Origin of the sequence: Roseateles sp., from assembly GCF_965229315.1 — a bacterium.
Classification (GTDB): domain Bacteria; phylum Pseudomonadota; class Gammaproteobacteria; order Burkholderiales; family Burkholderiaceae_C; genus Pelomonas.
Genome location: NZ_CBDDJA010000002.1, coordinates 2,651,915 through 2,668,026, shown reverse-complemented (window position 1 = coordinate 2,668,026; position 16,112 = coordinate 2,651,915). Strand labels below are relative to the sequence as shown.

15 protein-coding genes are annotated in these 16,112 nt (G+C 71.4%); 7 read left to right on the top strand and 8 right to left on the bottom strand.

Annotation, left to right across the window (positions count from 1 at the left end):
- The first annotated feature begins 13 nt into the window (after window positions 1-13).
- Genes ACO07H_RS17230 through speD form a run of 5 tightly spaced genes read left to right on the top strand, consistent with a single transcriptional unit; the run spans window position 14 to window position 4,606 of the window.
- Complete coding sequence (locus tag ACO07H_RS17230; RefSeq protein ID WP_422016347.1) at window positions 14-1,345, top strand: homoserine dehydrogenase; 1,332 nt, start codon at window positions 14-16, stop codon at window positions 1,343-1,345.
- Entirely contained in the window at window positions 1,345-2,736 is a 1,392-nt protein-coding gene (thrC, locus tag ACO07H_RS17225; protein WP_422016345.1) for a threonine synthase, read from the top strand. The genes ACO07H_RS17230 and thrC overlap by 1 nt, the downstream gene beginning before the upstream one ends.
- Window positions 2,729-3,961 carry a gephyrin-like molybdotransferase Glp gene (gene glp / locus ACO07H_RS17220; protein WP_422016343.1) on the top strand — a complete coding sequence of 411 codons (1,233 nt, stop codon included), beginning with the start codon at window positions 2,729-2,731 and terminating at the stop codon, window positions 3,959-3,961. Before thrC ends, glp begins: the two co-directional genes overlap by 8 nt.
- A 2-nt stretch (window positions 3,962-3,963) precedes the next feature.
- On the top strand, window positions 3,964-4,215 hold the full coding sequence (locus ACO07H_RS17215) for a MoaD/ThiS family protein (RefSeq protein ID WP_422018653.1): 252 nt from the start codon (window positions 3,964-3,966) through the stop codon (window positions 4,213-4,215).
- A gap of 4 nt (window positions 4,216-4,219) precedes the next feature.
- Window positions 4,220-4,606, top strand: a complete 387-nt coding sequence (gene speD, locus ACO07H_RS17210) for an adenosylmethionine decarboxylase (protein ID WP_422016341.1) — start codon at window positions 4,220-4,222, stop codon at window positions 4,604-4,606.
- Here the strand turns inward: speD and ACO07H_RS17205 are convergent.
- The 4 genes from ACO07H_RS17205 to ACO07H_RS17190 form a co-directional block, all read right to left on the bottom strand.
- Window positions 4,564-6,180: a flavin monoamine oxidase family protein gene (locus ACO07H_RS17205; protein WP_422016339.1), complete on the bottom strand. Its 1,617-nt coding sequence runs from the start codon at window positions 6,178-6,180 to the stop codon at window positions 4,564-4,566. The two genes, speD and ACO07H_RS17205, sit on opposite strands and share 43 nt — an antisense overlap.
- 40 nt (window positions 6,181-6,220) lie before the next feature.
- On the bottom strand, window positions 6,221-6,448 hold the full coding sequence (locus ACO07H_RS17200; protein WP_422016337.1) for a hypothetical protein: 228 nt from the start codon (window positions 6,446-6,448) through the stop codon (window positions 6,221-6,223).
- A gap of 80 nt (window positions 6,449-6,528) precedes the next feature.
- Entirely contained in the window at window positions 6,529-8,097 is a 1,569-nt protein-coding gene (locus ACO07H_RS17195; RefSeq protein WP_422016335.1) for a polyamine aminopropyltransferase, read from the bottom strand.
- Window positions 8,094-9,077, bottom strand: a complete 984-nt coding sequence (locus ACO07H_RS17190; RefSeq protein ID WP_422016333.1) for a TolB family protein — start codon at window positions 9,075-9,077, stop codon at window positions 8,094-8,096. Before ACO07H_RS17190 ends, ACO07H_RS17195 begins: the two co-directional genes overlap by 4 nt.
- A gap of 99 nt (window positions 9,078-9,176) precedes the next feature.
- Between ACO07H_RS17190 and ACO07H_RS17185 the strand changes: the two genes are divergently transcribed.
- Together ACO07H_RS17185 and ACO07H_RS17180 are read left to right on the top strand one after the other, a co-directional pair.
- Window positions 9,177-12,005, top strand: coding sequence for an AAA family ATPase (locus tag ACO07H_RS17185; protein WP_422016331.1), 2,829 nt, complete (start codon window positions 9,177-9,179; stop codon window positions 12,003-12,005).
- A gap of 123 nt (window positions 12,006-12,128) precedes the next feature.
- Window positions 12,129-12,875: a PEP-CTERM sorting domain-containing protein gene (locus ACO07H_RS17180; RefSeq protein WP_422016329.1), complete on the top strand. Its 747-nt coding sequence runs from the start codon at window positions 12,129-12,131 to the stop codon at window positions 12,873-12,875.
- On the opposite strand, the gene ACO07H_RS17175 is transcribed toward ACO07H_RS17180, so the two are convergent.
- Genes ACO07H_RS17175 through ACO07H_RS17160 form a run of 4 tightly spaced genes read right to left on the bottom strand, consistent with a single transcriptional unit; the run spans window position 12,872 to window position 16,112 of the window.
- A complete protein-coding gene (locus ACO07H_RS17175; protein WP_422016327.1) occupies window positions 12,872-13,216 on the bottom strand; it encodes a YciI family protein in 345 nt (114 codons plus the stop codon). The two genes, ACO07H_RS17180 and ACO07H_RS17175, sit on opposite strands and share 4 nt — an antisense overlap.
- The gene (locus tag ACO07H_RS17170; RefSeq protein ID WP_422016325.1) at window positions 13,209-13,430 is read right to left on the bottom strand and encodes a DUF350 domain-containing protein; all 222 of its coding nucleotides are present in this window, start codon (window positions 13,428-13,430) and stop codon (window positions 13,209-13,211) included. Before ACO07H_RS17170 ends, ACO07H_RS17175 begins: the two co-directional genes overlap by 8 nt.
- Before the next feature lie 41 nt (window positions 13,431-13,471).
- On the bottom strand, window positions 13,472-15,091 hold the full coding sequence (locus tag ACO07H_RS17165; protein ID WP_422016323.1) for a DUF4178 domain-containing protein: 1,620 nt from the start codon (window positions 15,089-15,091) through the stop codon (window positions 13,472-13,474).
- Entirely contained in the window at window positions 15,084-16,112 is a 1,029-nt protein-coding gene (locus tag ACO07H_RS17160) for an SPFH domain-containing protein (RefSeq protein WP_422016321.1), read from the bottom strand. Before ACO07H_RS17160 ends, ACO07H_RS17165 begins: the two co-directional genes overlap by 8 nt.

Genomic DNA, 16,112 nt, shown 5'->3' with positions numbered 1-16,112 from the left:
GAAGAGCGCTGCAATGAAAGCCATCCAAGTCGGCCTGATCGGCCTCGGCACCGTCGGTGCCGGCACCTTCCACGTCCTGCAGCGCAACCAGGCCGAGATCCGCGGCCGCGCGGGCCGTGGCATCGAGATCGCGATGGTGGCGGCCCGCAACGCCGAGCGCGCCAAGGCCTACCAGGCGCAGGTCGGTGACGGCGTGCCCTGCGTGGCCGACGCGCAGGAACTGGTCGACAACCCGGCCATCGACATCGTCGTCGAGCTGATCGGTGGTGTGGAACCCGCACGCACGCTGGTGCTGAGGGCGATCGCCAACGGCAAGCATGTCGTGACGGCCAACAAGGCGCTGCTGGCGCTGCACGGCACGGAAATCTTCGAGGCCGCGCGCGAGAAGGGCGTCGTCGTCGCGTTCGAGGCCGCCGTGGCCGGTGGCATCCCCATCATCAAGGCGCTGCGCGAAGGCCTGACCGCCAACCGCATCGAATGGATCGCCGGCATCATCAACGGCACGACGAACTTCATCCTGTCGGAGATGCGCGGCAAGGGCCTGGACTTCGCCACCGTGCTGAAGGAGGCCCAGCGCCTGGGTTATGCCGAGAGCGACCCGACCTTCGACATCGAAGGCGTGGACGCGGCCCACAAGCTGACCATCATGAGCGCCATCGCCTTCGGCGTGCCGGTGCAGTTCGACAAGGCGCATGTGGAAGGCATCAGCAGCCTGCAGGCCACCGACATCAAGTACGCCGAGCAGCTGGGCTACCGCATCAAGCTGCTGGGCATCACGCGCCGCCGGCAGGGTTCGGGCAGCCAGGGCATCGAGCTGCGCGTGCACCCGACGCTGATCCCGGCCACCCGCCTCATCGCCAACGTCGAAGGCGCGATGAACGCCGTCGTCGTGCAGGCCGACGCGGTCGGCACGACGCTGTACTACGGCAAGGGCGCCGGCGCGGAGCCGACCGCATCCGCCGTCGTCGCCGACCTGGTCGACGTGACCCGCCTGCACACCGCCGACCCCGACCACCGCGTGCCCCACCTGGCCTTCCAGCCCGACGCGATGAGCGACACGCCCATCCTGCCGATGGCCGAGGTCCACACCGCCTTCTACCTGCGCCTCGTGGTGGCCGACCAGCCGGGCGTGCTGTCGCGCATCACCACCATCCTGGCCGAGCACGACATCTCCATCGACGCCGTGCTGCAGCGCGAGTCGGGCGAGGGCGAGCGCCAGACCGACCTCATCATCCTGACGCACGACACGGTCGAAGGCCGCATGAACGAGGCGCTGGCCAGGATGCAGGGCCTGCCCACGGTCCTCGCGCCCATCGTGCGCATCCGCAAGGAAGAGCTGGCCTGATGAAGTACATCTCCACGCGCGGCGACCAGACCGAACGCGCCTTCTGCGACATCCTGCTCGAAGGCCTGGCGCCGGACGGCGGCCTGTACCTGCCCAGGACCTACCCGCAGGTCGACGACGCCATGCTGACGCGCTGGCGCGGCCTGGCCTATGCGGACCTGGCGTTCGAGATCCTGTCGCTGTACATCGACGACATCCCGGCCGCCGACCTGCACGCGATCACGCGCAAGGTCTACACGGCCGAAGTCTTCGGCACGGCCGAGATCACGCCGCTGACCTGGCTGGGCGAGCACATCGCGCTGCAAGGCCTGTCCAACGGCCCGACGCTGGCCTTCAAGGACATGGCCATGCAACTGCTGGGCGCGCTGTTCGAGTACGAACTGGGCCGCCGCGGCGCGACGCTGAACATCCTGGGCGCCACGTCGGGCGACACCGGCAGCGCCGCCGAGTACGCGATGCGTGGGAAGAAGGGCGTGAACGTCTTCATGCTCAGCCCCGAGGGCCGCATGAGCCCGTTCCAGCAGGCGCAGATGTTCAGCCTGCAGGATGCCAACATCCACAACATCGCCATCGACGGCGTGTTCGACGACTGCCAGGACATCGTCAAGGCGGTGTCCGCCGACCTGGCGTTCAAGCGCGAGCACCGCATCGGCACGGTCAACTCCATCAACTGGGCGCGGCTGCTGGCGCAGGTCGTGTACTACTTCGCCGGCTACTTCCAGGCGACGAAGGGCAACGCCGAGCAGGTCAGCTTCACGGTGCCGTCGGGCAACTTCGGCAACGTCTGCGCAGGCCACGTCGCGCGGCAGATGGGCCTGCCCATCGCCCGCCTCGTCGTCGCAACCAACGAGAACGACGTGCTGGACGAATTCTTCCGCACCGGCGCCTACCGCCCGCGCGGCACGGCCGACACGCACGAGACCTCCAGCCCGTCCATGGACATCTCCAAGGCCAGCAACTTCGAGCGCTTCGTGTTCGACCTGCTGGGCCGCGACGGCGCACGCGTGAAGGCGCTGTTCGGCGCCGGGGGCTTCGAGCTGACGGCCGGCGAGCAGGCATCGATCGCGCGCTTCGGTTTCGTGTCGGGACGCAGCACGCATGCCGACCGCGTCGCCACCATCCGCCGCTGCCATGCCGAGCATGGTGTCGTCATCGACCCGCACACGGCCGACGGCCTGAAGGTTGCGCTGGAGCAGCGTGAACCTGGCCAGACCATGCTGGTGCTGGAGACCGCGCTGCCCGCCAAGTTCGCCGAGACCATCCGCGAGGCGCTGGGCATCGAGCCGCCGCGGCCGGCGGGTCTGGAAGGCATCGAGCAACTGCCCAAACGCGTGACGGTCATGCCGGCCGATGTGGACCAGGTGAAGGCCTACATTCACGCCCATGTCTGAACCCAGGAAGCCGCTGATCGCGCTCGACGATGCGCTGGCCTCGCTGCTGGCCCACGTCGGGCCGGTGGCGGGCGTCGAGACGCTGGCCGCCGTCCAGGCGCGCGGCCGTGTGCTCGCGCACGACCTCGTGTCGCCCGTGGACGTGCCGCCCGCCGACAACTCGGCGATGGACGGCTACGCCCTGCGGGCTGCCGACGCCCATCTCGAACTGCCCGTCACGCAGCGCATCCCCGCGGGCAGCGTGCCCACGGCGTTGCCGCCCGGCGAAGCCGCGCGCATCTTCACCGGCGCCCAGGTGCCGGCGGGTGCGGACACGGTCGTCATGCAGGAGTTCACCGAACTGGCGGGCGACCGCCTGCGCATCACCCAGCCCGTGAGCGCCGGCCAGCATGTGCGCCTGCGCGGTGAGGACGTGCGCGCCGGCGCCGTCGTGCTGCCGGCCGGCACGCGGCTGGATGCGGTCGCGCTGGGCCTGGTGGCCACGGCGGGCGCCGCGCAGGTCACCGTGACCCGCCGCCCGCGCGTCGCGCTGTTCTCCACCGGCGACGAACTCGTCATGCCCGGCGAGCCGCTGCCGCCCGGCGCCATCTACAACTCCAACCGCTTCACACTGCGCGCGCTGCTGGAAGGCCTGGGCTGCGAGGTCGTCGACCTCGGGATCGTGCCCGACAACCTGGTCGCGACGCGGGCCGCGCTGCGCGAGGCGGCGGCCCGTGCCGATGTCATCCTGACCTCGGGCGGCGTGTCGGTCGGCGAGGAAGACCACCTGCGCCCCGCCGTGCAGGCCGAAGGGCGGCTGGACCTCTGGGCGCTCGCCATCAAGCCGGGCAAACCGTTCGCCTACGGCACCGTGCGCAGGCCCCCCGCCGAGGGCGGCGACGGCGAGGCCCACTTCATCGGCCTGCCCGGCAACCCGGTCTCCAGCCTCGTGACCTTCCTGGTGTTGGTGCGCCCCTTCCTGCTGAAGCTGCAGGGCGCCACGCGGCTGGCGCCACGCGGCTACCGGCTGGTCGCCGGCTTCGACTGGCCCAGGCCCGACAAGCGCCGCGAGTTCCTGCGCGTGCGGCTGGACGAGGAGGGCGGCCTGGCGCTGTTCTCCAACCAGAGCAGCGGCGTGCTGACCTCGGCCTTCTGGGCGGATGGCCTGCTGGACAACCCGGCCGGCCAGGCGTTCAAGGCGGGTGATGCGGTGCGCTTCATCCCTTTCGCGGAGCTGCTGGCGTGACGATCACCATCCGGCTGCGCTTCTTCGCGTCGCTGCGCGAGAAGCTGGGTGACGGCGAAACGCTGAACCTGCCTGCTGGCAGCACGGCAGGCACCGCGCGCGACGCGCTGCTGGCGCGCGGCGGCGCACATGCCGACGCGCTGGCCCGTGGCCGCGCCGTGCGTTGCGCGTTGAACCAGAGGATGTGCGCCGAGTCCGCCACCTTGTCTGACGGCGACGAACTGGCCTTCTTCCCGCCCGTCACGGGAGGCTGAGTCCATGCAAGGCCTGCATCTGACGGCCGATCTGGGCGGCGTCGACGCGTCGCTCGCACCCATGCGCGATGCCGGCGCGCTGGCGGCGTTGTGCCACGCCGCTGTCGCGCAGTCGGGCCTCACCGGCGTCGCCGAACTCTTCCATCGCTTCGCGCCTGACGACCCGCAGAGCGGCGTCACCGGCGTCGTGCTGCTCGCCGAATCGCATCTCGCGGTGCACACCTGGCCCGAACTGGGCGGCGTGACGCTGGACGTCTACGTCTGCAACTACGGCACCGACAACAGCGCCAAGGCCGAGGCCCTGCTCGATGCGCTGCTGAAGGCCTTTGCGCCGCGCGATGCCGAGGTTCAGAGGCTGAGCCGCGCCGCCGCCGCGACGCCCGCGGTGTAGGCCTCCTCGAACACCGAATACCCCGCCAGGTCCGCGTGCGCGAAGACGACGCGACCCCGCGCGGCGTTCAGTGCGGCGAGCGCCGCCGAGCCGCGCAGCCCGGGCACCGGCATGCTCATCGCATGGCCAAAGCGGCAGAGGTCGATGCGTTCGACCTTGCCGGGCAGGTCGGGGTGCGTAGCAGCCAGGTCGCCGATGACGGACTGCGCCCAGTGCTGCCAGGACCCGGACAGCAGCTCGCCCCGCGCCGCGGTGGGCAGCGCGCGGTAGGCCGTCAGCAGCGGGGGGCGCGGCATGGGATCCAGTGTCTGGTGGCGGGCATCGACGTAGCCCAGCGCCGTGGCGCCGTAGCGCACGTTGTCCCAGGCCGGCGGTGCGCCGGGGCGGGTCAGCAGCGGCTCGCGCAGCAGCAGGTTGGCGGTCAGCCAGGGCGCGTAGCGCAGGTGGCCGGCCGCTGCGCGCAACGCGTCGGGCGGCGAGGCCAGCAGCCGGTGGGCGATGAACAGCGGCGTCGCCATCACCACGGCGCGGGCCTGCCAGCGTTCGGGGGCGCCGGCCGCCTCGTTCCAGGCCATCAGCTCGACGCCCGTGCGGCCTTCGGTCACACGCATGACGACGCGGCCCGTGTGGATGCGCTCACGCAACGGCGCCGCCAGGCGCTGCGACAGCCAGCCGTTGCCTTCGGGCCAGGTCAGCACCGGCTCGCGTTCGCCGGCTTCGTCGCCCGGCGCATGAAAGCCGTGGCGGCTGGCGAAGTAGTGCAGGCCGGCCCACGCCGACACCGTGTCTGCACCGGCGCCGAAGTCGTCGCGGCAGCAGTAGTCCAGATACCAGCGCAGCTGCGGGTCGGTCAGCGCCTGGGCGCCCAGCCAGGCCGCGAACGTCTGCGCGTCCAGCGCCGCGTGGCCGGCCGTCCAGCGGGCGCGCTGTGTCGGCATCGCGAAGCCCAGCTCGCGCTGCGCCTGCGCGACGAGCGCAGAGAAGTGCCGGTACTGCGCCAGCGCGACGGCGCCGTCGGGCGGCGGCAGCACGCCCTCGTGCCAGTAGCCGCCCTCCGGGCCGTCGATGAACAGCCGCTCCTGCGGGCTGTGGCACAGGTGGCGCTCGTCCCAGACCGTGCGGCCGAACTGCTCGCGGGCCAGCCCCAGCGCGTGCAGCAGCTCGTTCACCTCGTGCGCCTCGGGCCCGGGCAACGGCAGGTAATGGGCGCCGAGCGGGCAGAGCGAGCCGCCCAGCGCATGCGCGCGGCTGTTGCCGCCGGCCTCGTCCTCGAGGTCCAGCAGCGCGATGTCGTCGATGCCGCGCCGGGCGAGCTCACGCGCGCAGGCCAGCCCGGCGATACCGGCGCCGACGATGAGGACGCCGGCTTTCTTCAGCGGCCCGTCGGTGCGGGGCAGTTCGCCGCGCAGCCGGTGGCCGCGTTCGGGATGGGTGCCCACCCAGCCGCCCTGCAGCGCCGGGGCGCCCGGCGTGCAGCCGCCGGCCAGCGCGCCCAGCGGGGCGAGCAGCAGGGACCGGCGCGGCAGTCCGCACGCGGTGGGATCGAGACGAAGGAGGGCGGGCGAAGAAGGCAAGGCCGGCAGCGTAGCAGCCGGCGCTAGCGGTGCGCGGGCGTCAACCGCAGGGGGCCTGCCACTCGCGCAGCTCGGCGGCCAGCACCGGGTGGTGGTCGGCTTCCGCGCGGCGGATCAGCGCGTCGACGTTGGCTTCCGTGACGTGTTCATGGCCCACGCCGTGCAGCAGGTTCTGATAGACGCTGTCGATGTCCGATGGGTCAGTGCCGGCCGGCGTGGTGGGCACGTCGTTCGCGCCGGGCGTAGTGTCTGCGGTGTGGCGTTGCATGGGGGGCTCCAGTGGGATGAACTCGACGGCCGGCAAGCAGCATGCCTGCAATCGGGGCCTGCCGCCAGCGTCGGCAGGCCCTAGTGCACCTGTCCCCACTCCGCCTCGAATTCCTGCACCAGCACCTGGTTGCTGAGCCGGTTCACCTCGGTCGGCACGCGGGCCATGTCGAGCGGGAAGTCCAGCAGGGCGGGCAGGCCCTGGACGCTGATGAAGCGCATGCCGGGCGGGAAGGCCGCGGGCTGCCGGAACGGCCGCCGCGAGGCCAGCACGAAACCCCATTCGCCGAACGAAGGCACATGGGCGTGGTACGGCGTCGTGTGCAGGCCGACCGCCTCCAGCGTCGTCACGACGGTCCAGAAGCTGCGCCGGGCAATCAGGGGCGACGTGGTCTGCACGACGGCGTAGCCGGAGGCAGCGAGGTGCTGGTCCACCAGCTCGTAGAAGCTGGTGGTGTAGAGCTTGCCGAGCGCGAAGTTGGAGGGGTCGGGAAAGTCGATGACGATGACGTCGAACACGTCCTGCTGCTGCTCCAGCCAGCCGAAGGCGTCGGCGTTGACGATGCGCAGCTTCGGGCTCGACAGCGAGTGGGCGTTCAGCGCCGAGAGCCGCGCGTTGTCGCGGAACAGCGCCGTCATCAGCGGGTCCAGTTCCACGAGCGTGACCTGCTCGACGCTGGCGTACTTCAGGATCTCTCGCACCGCCATGCCGTCACCGCCGCCCAGCACCAGCACGCGCTTGGGTGCGCCGTGCGCGGCCATCGCCGGATGCACCAGGGCCTCGTGGTAGCGGTACTCGTCCTTGGAGTGGAACTGCAGGTTGCCGTTCAGGAACAGCCGCGTGCCGGCGCGGCCGTCGGTGACGACGATGCGCTGGTAGGGGCTGCTCTGCTTGAAGACGATGTGCTCGCCGTAGAAGCGGTCCTCGGCCCAGGTCGTCAAATGCTCGGCCCCCAGCAGCGCGGCCAGCAGCAGCCCGGCCGACAGCGCGCAGGCCAGCGCATGCGCATTCCACGCCCGCAGCTCGGCGCGGAACAGCCTCAGCGCCCAGATCGCGACGACCACGTTCAGCAGCCCGAACGCGACACCGGTGCGCACCAGGCCCAGCTGTGGCACCAGCACGAGCGGGAAGGCCAGCGCCACCAGCAGCGCGCCGAGGTAGTCGAAGGTCAGCACCTGCGACACCAGGTCCTTCAGGCCGTAGCGCGCGCTGAAGTGGCGCTTCAGGATGCGCATGACCAGCGGGATCTCCAGCCCCACCAGCGTGCCCACGAGCAGCACCAGCGCGTACAGCAGCACGCGGAACACCAGGGCCTCGCCGGGCGGCAGCAGGCTGTGCACGGCGAACAGCGCGGCCGGCATCAGGCCGCCCACGACGCCCACCAGCAGCTCCACCTGCAGGAACACGCCCACCAGTTGCCGCTCGACGAAGCGCGACAGCCACGATCCCAGCCCCATCGCGAACAGGTAGACGCCGATGACCGTGGAAAACTGCAGCACCGAGTCGCCCAGCAGGTAGCTCGCGAGCGCACCCGCAGCCAGCTCGTAGACCAGGCCGCAGGCGGCGATGACGAAGACGCTGGCGAGCAGCAGCAGCTCGGCGAGCGTGGCGCGAGTGGGTTGGCCGGCTGCGCTGGCAGTGGCGGTCACGGCTTGGGGGCGTCGAGCACGGCGGAAAAGGCCAGCCGCGAGCCATCAGGGCTCGCGGCGATGTTGCGGATCGCGCCGCGCAGTTCGGCCAGTTCGGCGAACGGCTTGAAGCCGCTGCCGGGCTTGCCGTCCCAGCGCAGCAACAGGTTGCCGCGGGCCATCAGCAGCGAGCCGTCGGGCAGCGCCGCGAAATAGGCGCTGCGGTTGCGGTCCTTTTCGCCTTCGGGGCCAGGCGGGGTCACAGGCGTCTCCACCAGCACCTGCGGCTGCGCGTCGCCTTCGCCCATCGCGCAGATGCGCCAGTGCGACGGGTCGGTCTGGTCGACGAACAGCGCGCGTTTGCCGTCGGCCGTGCGGCCCAGCGCGCGGCCCGGCTTGGCGGTCAGCAGCGTGGCCTTGCCGGTGGTGCGGTTGAACAGCTGCGCCTGGTGGGCATTGCGGTCGGCCACATCGTCGACGATGAAGAGCGCCAGGCGTTGCTCGTCGACCCACGCGTGGTAGCCCACGCGCATCGTCGGGATCACGGGGGCGATGGCCCGGCCATCCCAGCCGAAGCGCCACAGCGACGGCGCCTTGGATTCGATGCCGTAGTGGGGGTCGGCGTCGACGACGCGGATGGCCGAGAAGCCGCTGCCGTCCGGCAGTGGCGTGGGCGAATACAGGTTGTGCGGCACCTGCGTCAGCGCCGTGGTCTTGCCGCTGGCGATGTCGTAGCGGTAGACGTTGTTGGAGCCCGAGCGGTCGGAGGCATACAGCACCGCGCCACCGTCGCGTGTGAAGGCCGGCTGGAAGTTGGCACCCTTGACCGGCGTGATGTTGCGCGCCTCGCCGACCCGGCCGGCCGCCACGTCCAGTGGGGCGATGAACACGGCCACGTCGGGCTTGGCGTCCTGGGCGCGGGCGGGGCCGGCGAGCGCGCCGATGAGGGCAACGGCCGTGAGGGGCAGCAGGCGGGCGTGGCGGCGGGTGGCAGGCGGCATGGCGTGCTTCCAGGGAGGGCGGGTGGGGCGGGCGAAGCAGTCTAGGTCCTGTTCACGGGGCGGCCATCGGTGCCAAGGCAACTGCACTAGCATCCGCCCATGCCCGTCGTCATGCCTTACAAGCTGGTGCCGCCCCGCACCGAGGGCCAGGTGTTGCGGCATCGCCAGGTCGGGGCGCTGGACGAGCGGCTGCAGCGCCACGAGCTGGTGTGGCTGCTGGGCCTGCCGGGTGCGGGCAAGACCTCGGTGGCCGCGCAGTGGCTGGCGCGGGCGGAGGGACGGCGCAGCGTCTGGTACCGGCTCGACGAGGACGATGCCGATATCGCCGGCCTGCTTGATGCGCTGCGCCGCCACCCGGTGCATGGCGACGCGGCGCGGCTTCCCGCGTGGTCGCCCGAGCACCAGACCGAGCTGCGTAGCTTCGCGCGCCAGTTCTTCCAGCAGTGGCTGGCGCTCGCGCCGGAGCCGCTGACGCTGGTGTTCGACGACTGCCACCGCCTGCCCGAGGACGCGCCGCTGTTCGAGCTGCTGGATGCCGCGCGCGAGGTGGCGGCCGGCACGCAGGGGCGGCTGTCCTTCCTGTTGATCAGCCGCCGCCCGCCCGGGCTGCCGTTGTCGCGCGGCCTGGTGCCTGGGTGGTTGTCGGTCTACGACGACCTGGCGCTGGCCGGCGACGAAGCGGCGGCCGTGGCGCGCGCCGTGTCGGGCCAGGACTGGAGCGCCGAGCGGCTGGCGCAGGCCCAGGGCTGGCTGGCGCATGTGCTGGCGCTGGCGCGCGCCGAGGGCCGGGCGGCGCCGGGCGCCACGCTCAGCGAGTACCTGGCCGAAGAGATCCTCGCGCTGCTGCCCGCCGACGCGCGCCGTGGCCTGCGACTGGCGGCCGAACTGCCGGAGCTGCCGCGCGGCCTGGTGAAGCTGGCGCCCCCGGCCGTGCGGCTGCTGGACGAACTGGCCCAGCGCCGCTACTTCGTCGAACTGAACGTCGACCTGACCGCGGGCGACGCCTGGCGCCTGCACGACCTGCTGCGCGACGGCCTGCGCGAGCGCAACCGCGCGCTGGAGACGCCGCAGGCGCTGGCTGCGGCACGGCGCGACTGCGCGGCCTGGGTGCGCGAGCGCCAGCCCGACATCGCGATGGGCCTGCTCGTGGCGTCGGGCGACGAGCCCGCCGCGCTGGCGCTGCTGGCCGACGAGGGCCGGCGCTGGCTGGCCCAGGGGCGGCACCGCCAGGTGCTGTCCTGGCTGGATGCGTTGCCGGGCGACGCGCAGCCGGTGCGCGCGCTCTGGCGGGCCGAGGCGCTGCTGCCGCTGGCGCCGGAGGACGCGAGGCCGCTGTTCGCGCGCAGCCGCGCCGCCTTCGTCGCCGCAGGCAGCGCCGAGCAGGCCTACCGCGCCTGGTGCGGCGAGGTGGCCAGCTACGTCGTGCAGTGGGGCGCCGTCCAAGGCCTGGCGGAACTGGTGGACGAGCTGGAGCCGCTGCAGGCGGTGCTGGGCGAGCCGCCGGGCGAGTGGCGCTGGCGCGTCGCGGCGGATGCGCTGACTGCCTTGATGTACGGCCGTGCCGAGGACCCGCGCATCGCCCGCCATGCGCAGGCCACCGCACTGGCCGTGGCGCAGGCGCCCGACGCCGCCAGCCGCATCACCGCCGCGGCGCAGTTGCTGATCTACCGGCTCTGGTGGGCCGGCGACTTTCCCGGGGGGCGTGCGCTGTACGACGCCTTCGACGCCGAGGTCGAACGCGGCGGGGCGGAGCTGCCGCCGCTGGCGCGACTGATCTGGTGGTCCAACTCGGCGATCATCGACTGGCAGTGCGGCGACCCGGCGCGCTGCCACGCCAAGGTGGCGCAGGGGCTGGCGCTGGCCGACGCCAGCGGCATCCATGTGCGCGACTTCTTCCTGCTGACCCAGGGCATCTTCTGCGCGCTGTCGCAGGAGGACTGGCCGCGCGCAGAAGGCTATCTCGCCCGGCTGGCGCTGACCGAGCGCGGCCACAAGCGGCTGGACAGCATGGTCCACCACTTCTTCCGCAGCTGGTATGCGCTCAGCCGCGGCGACGCGGCGCTGGCACTGGCCCATGCGCGCACCGCGGCGCCGCTGGCGGACAGCCTGGGCTCGCTGTTCCACCAGGTCATCGTGCTGTCGGCGCTCGCGCCCGCCTGCCTGCACGCGGGCGACCGGGCCGGCGCCGAGGCGGCCTACCGCGCGCAACTGGCGCTGGCCAAGAACAGCGGCAACCTGACCTTCACCTACATCGCCTTCTGCGCTGGTGCCGAGATCGCGCTGCAGCAGGGCGACGAGGCGGGCCTGGCCAAGCAGGTCGAGCGCATGCTGCGGGTCAAGCAACTCGGCGGATTCCACAGCGACTGTGGCTGGCGCGGGCCCATGCGGGCGCGGCTGCTGGCTTTCGCGCTGGCCCACGGCATCCTGCCCGACGTGGCGCGGCAGTGGATTCGCGAAAAGCGCCTGCCGCCGCCGCCCGGCTTCGACGCCATGCGGTGGCCCATGCCCGTGCGCATCCGCGCGCTGGGGGCGCTGGAGGTGGAGGTGGACGACCCCGCCGCTGCCCCACCCGGCGGCACCAAGCCACCGGCCAAGCTGCGCGACCTGCTGGCCGTGCTGGTGGTGCGACACCGACGCGGCGCCACGCAGTCCGAGCTGTCTGACTGGCTGTGGCCCGACACCGACGGCGACAAGGCTGCCGCGTCGCTGAAGGTGGCCGTGCACCGGCTGCGCGCCTGGCTGGGCCATGACGCCGTGCTGCTGCGCAACGGCGTGCTGGCGCTCAACGAGCTGTGCGTCAGCTGCGACCTCTGGCCCTGGCTGGACCAGCCGCTGGCGGTGCCGGCCGCGCTGGCCGGTCTGCTGCTCGCGGGCTGCCAGGCGCCGCCCGTGCAGCAACTGCGCGAGCGGCTGAAAACCGGACATTGACGCGTCCCTTCTTTGCTGGACACGGCCCCCGCTCCCCTGGGGGTGCGGCCTTTACCGATCCGTAACCCGTCGCTGCCTAACGTGCCCTCCATGGCGCCGGCGGTTCGGCGCATGGAGCGTGAGATGACAGACGACAAGAAGACTTTGCAGCGCCGCATCGGCGTGGCGGCCGGCGCACTGCTGGCGCTGGCTCTGAGCGCGCCGGCCAGCGCCACGGTGGTGACCTGGTACGTGCAGGGGCACATGAACGCGCTGCTCGCCGGCACGCCGGCCGACCTGGGCAGCCTGGCACCGGTGGGCGCCATCTTCCAGGCCAGCTTCACCTTCGACACGGCGATCGCGTCCAACCCGATCTCCATCATCTCGGGCGCGCGCACGGACTACGTCAGCAACGCCAGCCAGGGCAGCACCAGCTTGGACGTGGCCGGCAACCATTTCGCCGGCACGGGCAGCCGCATCATCGAGTACGCCGACTTCAACGGTGAACAACTGACGCTCAACGGCGGCACCGTCGCCGGCCCGGTGCCCAGCGCCTACGACTGGGGCGCGCTGGACGTGCTGACCGTCGGCCACAGCGGCCTGGGCAGCGCGGCTCAATCGGACAAGTACCCCTGGTTCTCGCCCTTCGGCGGGCCCAGCGGGCAGTTCCAGATGATCAGCGCCGCCGCGCCGCCGGACCTGAGCCGCAGCGATGCGCCGGCCACGCTGGATCTGTTCTTCTACAGCTCGGTCACCGGCGAGTATTACCACCGCATCGGCACCATCGAGGCGATCCAGACCACGCCGTTCGCGCCGGTGCCGGAGCCGGCCACCTGGGCGCTGCTGGTCGCTGGCCTGGCCATCGTCGGCATGCGCCGCCGCCGCGCCTAGAACGACACCGGCTGGGGCAGTGCCTTGCTCCAGTAGAAGATGTCCCACCCGGCGCGCAGGCCGCCGCTGGTGAAGGGGTCGGTGGCGATCAGCGCCTCGACCGCGGCCTTGTTCGGTGCCCGCACCACCCACAGCCCGCCGACCGGCGTCGCGTCGGGCGACTCGCGCAGGGATCCGGCGGCGCGCAGCACGTCGGCATGGGCCGCGACCCATTCGAGATGGGCTTGCAGCAGTTGCCGCCGCTGCCCGCCGCTGCCCGGCTTGTCGTGAAGGCGCACGGCGAACAGCGTCCAGTCTTCGTGGGTATTGGTCGTCAGCGCCGCGAAGTCGTGTTCAGCCATGGATCGCCGCAGCGACGATGTGGCCGATGGACAGGCACATCGCGCCGACGACGATGGCCAGCGCCACGTTCTTGTGGTGGACGAGCTCTTCCCACAGTTTGTACGGGGTGATCTTGTCGACGATGACGAACGACACCCAGAAGATGACCACGCCGATGACGGCGTACATCACCGAGCCGAGGATGATTTCGGGCTTGATCCATTCGAGGGTCATGAGTCTGCTCCTTGGGTAGGGCCTGTACGGTTGCCGGACATCTATTTGTGGCCGCCGCCACCGCTGCTGTAGCCGCCATAGCTGCCGCCACTGCCGCTGTTGCCGAGGTAGACGCCGCCGCCGCGCGATGCGCTGCGGCACTGGCGGTATTCGTTGCTGTTCTCGCCGAAGCTTTGCTTGTACTGCTGGCAATCGTCGCTGCTGCAGGCGCGCAGCAGGGAGAACAGCACGGCGATGACGAAGATCGCGATGATGATGTTGCGCAGCAGGTTGCCGCCGCTTTTGAAGGCCGACACGTCGCGCGAGAACTGGGCCGGCGCGGACAGGCCGAACGCCTTCTGCACCGCATCGGCCGGCACGGGCCGCCCGCCGCTCCAGGTGATCTCGTTGCGGTCCTGCTCGCGGCTGAGCAGGTACTGGCCGTCGCGCGTGGCGTAGTCGGCCACCTGCACGACGTCGTTCAGCCGCACGGGCCAGTAGAACTCGCCGAGCACATGCGTCGTCCTGGCGCCGTAGGTCCAGCGGTGCGCGTAGGCGCGGCCCTGCCAGGTCACGCCGGCATCGCGGCCGCCGCCTGAAGGAGCGCCGGTCAGCGTGCGCACGGCGCTCCAGCCCTCACGCGTGTCGACGAGGAAGGCGAAGCCGGCCATGCGGTTGAAGAGCAGGTATTCGCGCCAGAAGCTCTGCTCGTCGTCGGCGTCCTCGGGGATGTCGCAGCGCTCCTGGTAGCCGACGACCTGCCACGGGGCCGGCGACTCGCCGTCCACCGACAGCGTGCCGGTGCGGCCGATGGGGATCAGCGGCGGCGCACTGGGCGACTGCGCGGTGAAGCCCAGCGCCTTGGCGTCGCCTTCCGGCAAATCGACCACCGCCTGGCATTGCGCGCAGACCATGCTCTTGGTCTGCGCGAGCTTGGGTTCCAGCGGCGCGCCGCAGTTGGGGCAGGCGATGGCGCGGCCGGCGAACTTCGCCTCGGCAAGGGACTCGCCCTCGGCCGTGGCGCGCAGGCCTTGCAGCGCCAGATCGGCCAGCACGACGGTCTTGCCGATGGACCAGACCGGCGCCGCGCCGCTGGCGCTGCTGGCGCTGCTGGCGTATTCCAGCGTGCCGACCTCGTCCCGCTCATTGCGCAGTTCGACGACGCGGCCGGCCGTGGGCGGGCGCGGCAGCTCGCCCTCGGCGGCGCGCAAGGCGGCGTCGACGACGGCGGCCACCTGCCAGCGCTGGCCGGCCACCGTCAGCGGCAGGCCGACGGCGGGCGCCTCGGGCGGCAGCTCCGCCAGCGGCGCCTCCAGGCTCAACACGAAGCGGCCATTGTCCTCGCTCAGCCAGGCGATGCGGGGCGGGTCGCCGCCGGCATCGAACAGCAGATGCCATTCGTTCCAGTTGCCCAGCTCGGAGCCGCGCTGCACGCGGCCGACGACGGTGAAGCCGCTGCCCGCCCAGCGCCCGAAGGCGCCGAGCTGCAGCGGCGAATAGTCTTCGAAGATCTCGGCGCTCTGGCCGATGCGGCGCAGCGCATCACCATCGCGCAGCAGCGTGCTGTGGCAGAACGAGCAGACGGCGCTGGCCGACGCCGCGCTGGCGAACTCGACCGGCGCGCCGCAATTGGGGCAGGCCGCGCGCCAGCGGCGCTGCGCGGCGGGTGCCTGCTCAGCCAAGCTTCTTCAGCAGATCGGCCTTCTTCGCGGCGAACTCCTCGTCAGTCAGGATGCCCTTGGCCTTGAGGTCGCCGATCTTCTCCAGCAGTGCCAGGATGTCGTCGGGCTTGCTGACCGCCGGTGCCGGCGCCGCGGCGCCCACGCCCGCCAGGCCCTGGCCCAGCGTCTGCGCCAGCGTCTGCCCCAGCGCCACGCCGGCGCCCAGGCCGACCGCCTCGCCGGCGATGCCCGACCCGCCGCCCGCATTCTTGGCCAGCTCCGGCAGCGTCTGCGCGGCCTGGTACTGCATGAACTGGCCCATGTTCTGGCCGATGATGCCCATGCCGATGCGCTGGTCGAGGATCTTCTGCAGCTCCTCGGGCAGCGAGACGTTCTGCATCGTCACCGAGATCAGCTCCAGCCCCAGCGCGGCGAAGGCCGGCGAGGTGGCGTTCTTCAGCGCGTTGGCGAACTCGACCTGGTTGGCGGCCAGGTCCAGGAACGGCGTGCCGCTGCTGGCAACGGCTTCGCTGATGTGCTGCAGCATCAGGCCGCGCAACTGGCCGTCGAGCTCCTGCGTGGTGTAGCGCTCGCGCGTGCCGGAGATCTGGGCGTGAAAGATCTTGGCGTCCTGGATGCGGTAGGCGTAGTTGCCGAAGGCGCGCAGGCGCACGGCACCGAAGTCCTTGTCCCGGATGGCCACCGGCTGGCTGGTGCCCCAGCGCTGGTCGATCTGCTGGCGCGTGCTGAAGAAGTAGACGTCGCTCTTGAAGGGCGACTCGAACAGCTTGTCCCAGTTCTTCAGGTAGGTCAGCACCGGCAGCGTCTGCGTCGTCAGCTTGTGCGTGCCGGGGCCGAAGACGTCCGCCACCTGGCCCTCGTTGACGAAGACGGCGACCTGGGATTCGCGCACGACGAGCTGGCCGCCGTTCTGGATTTCCATGTCCCGCATCGGAAAACGCCACGCCAGCGTGCCGTCGCCATCCTCGGTCCACTGGATGATGTCGATGAACTGTTTCTTGATGAAATCCATCAGGGCCAT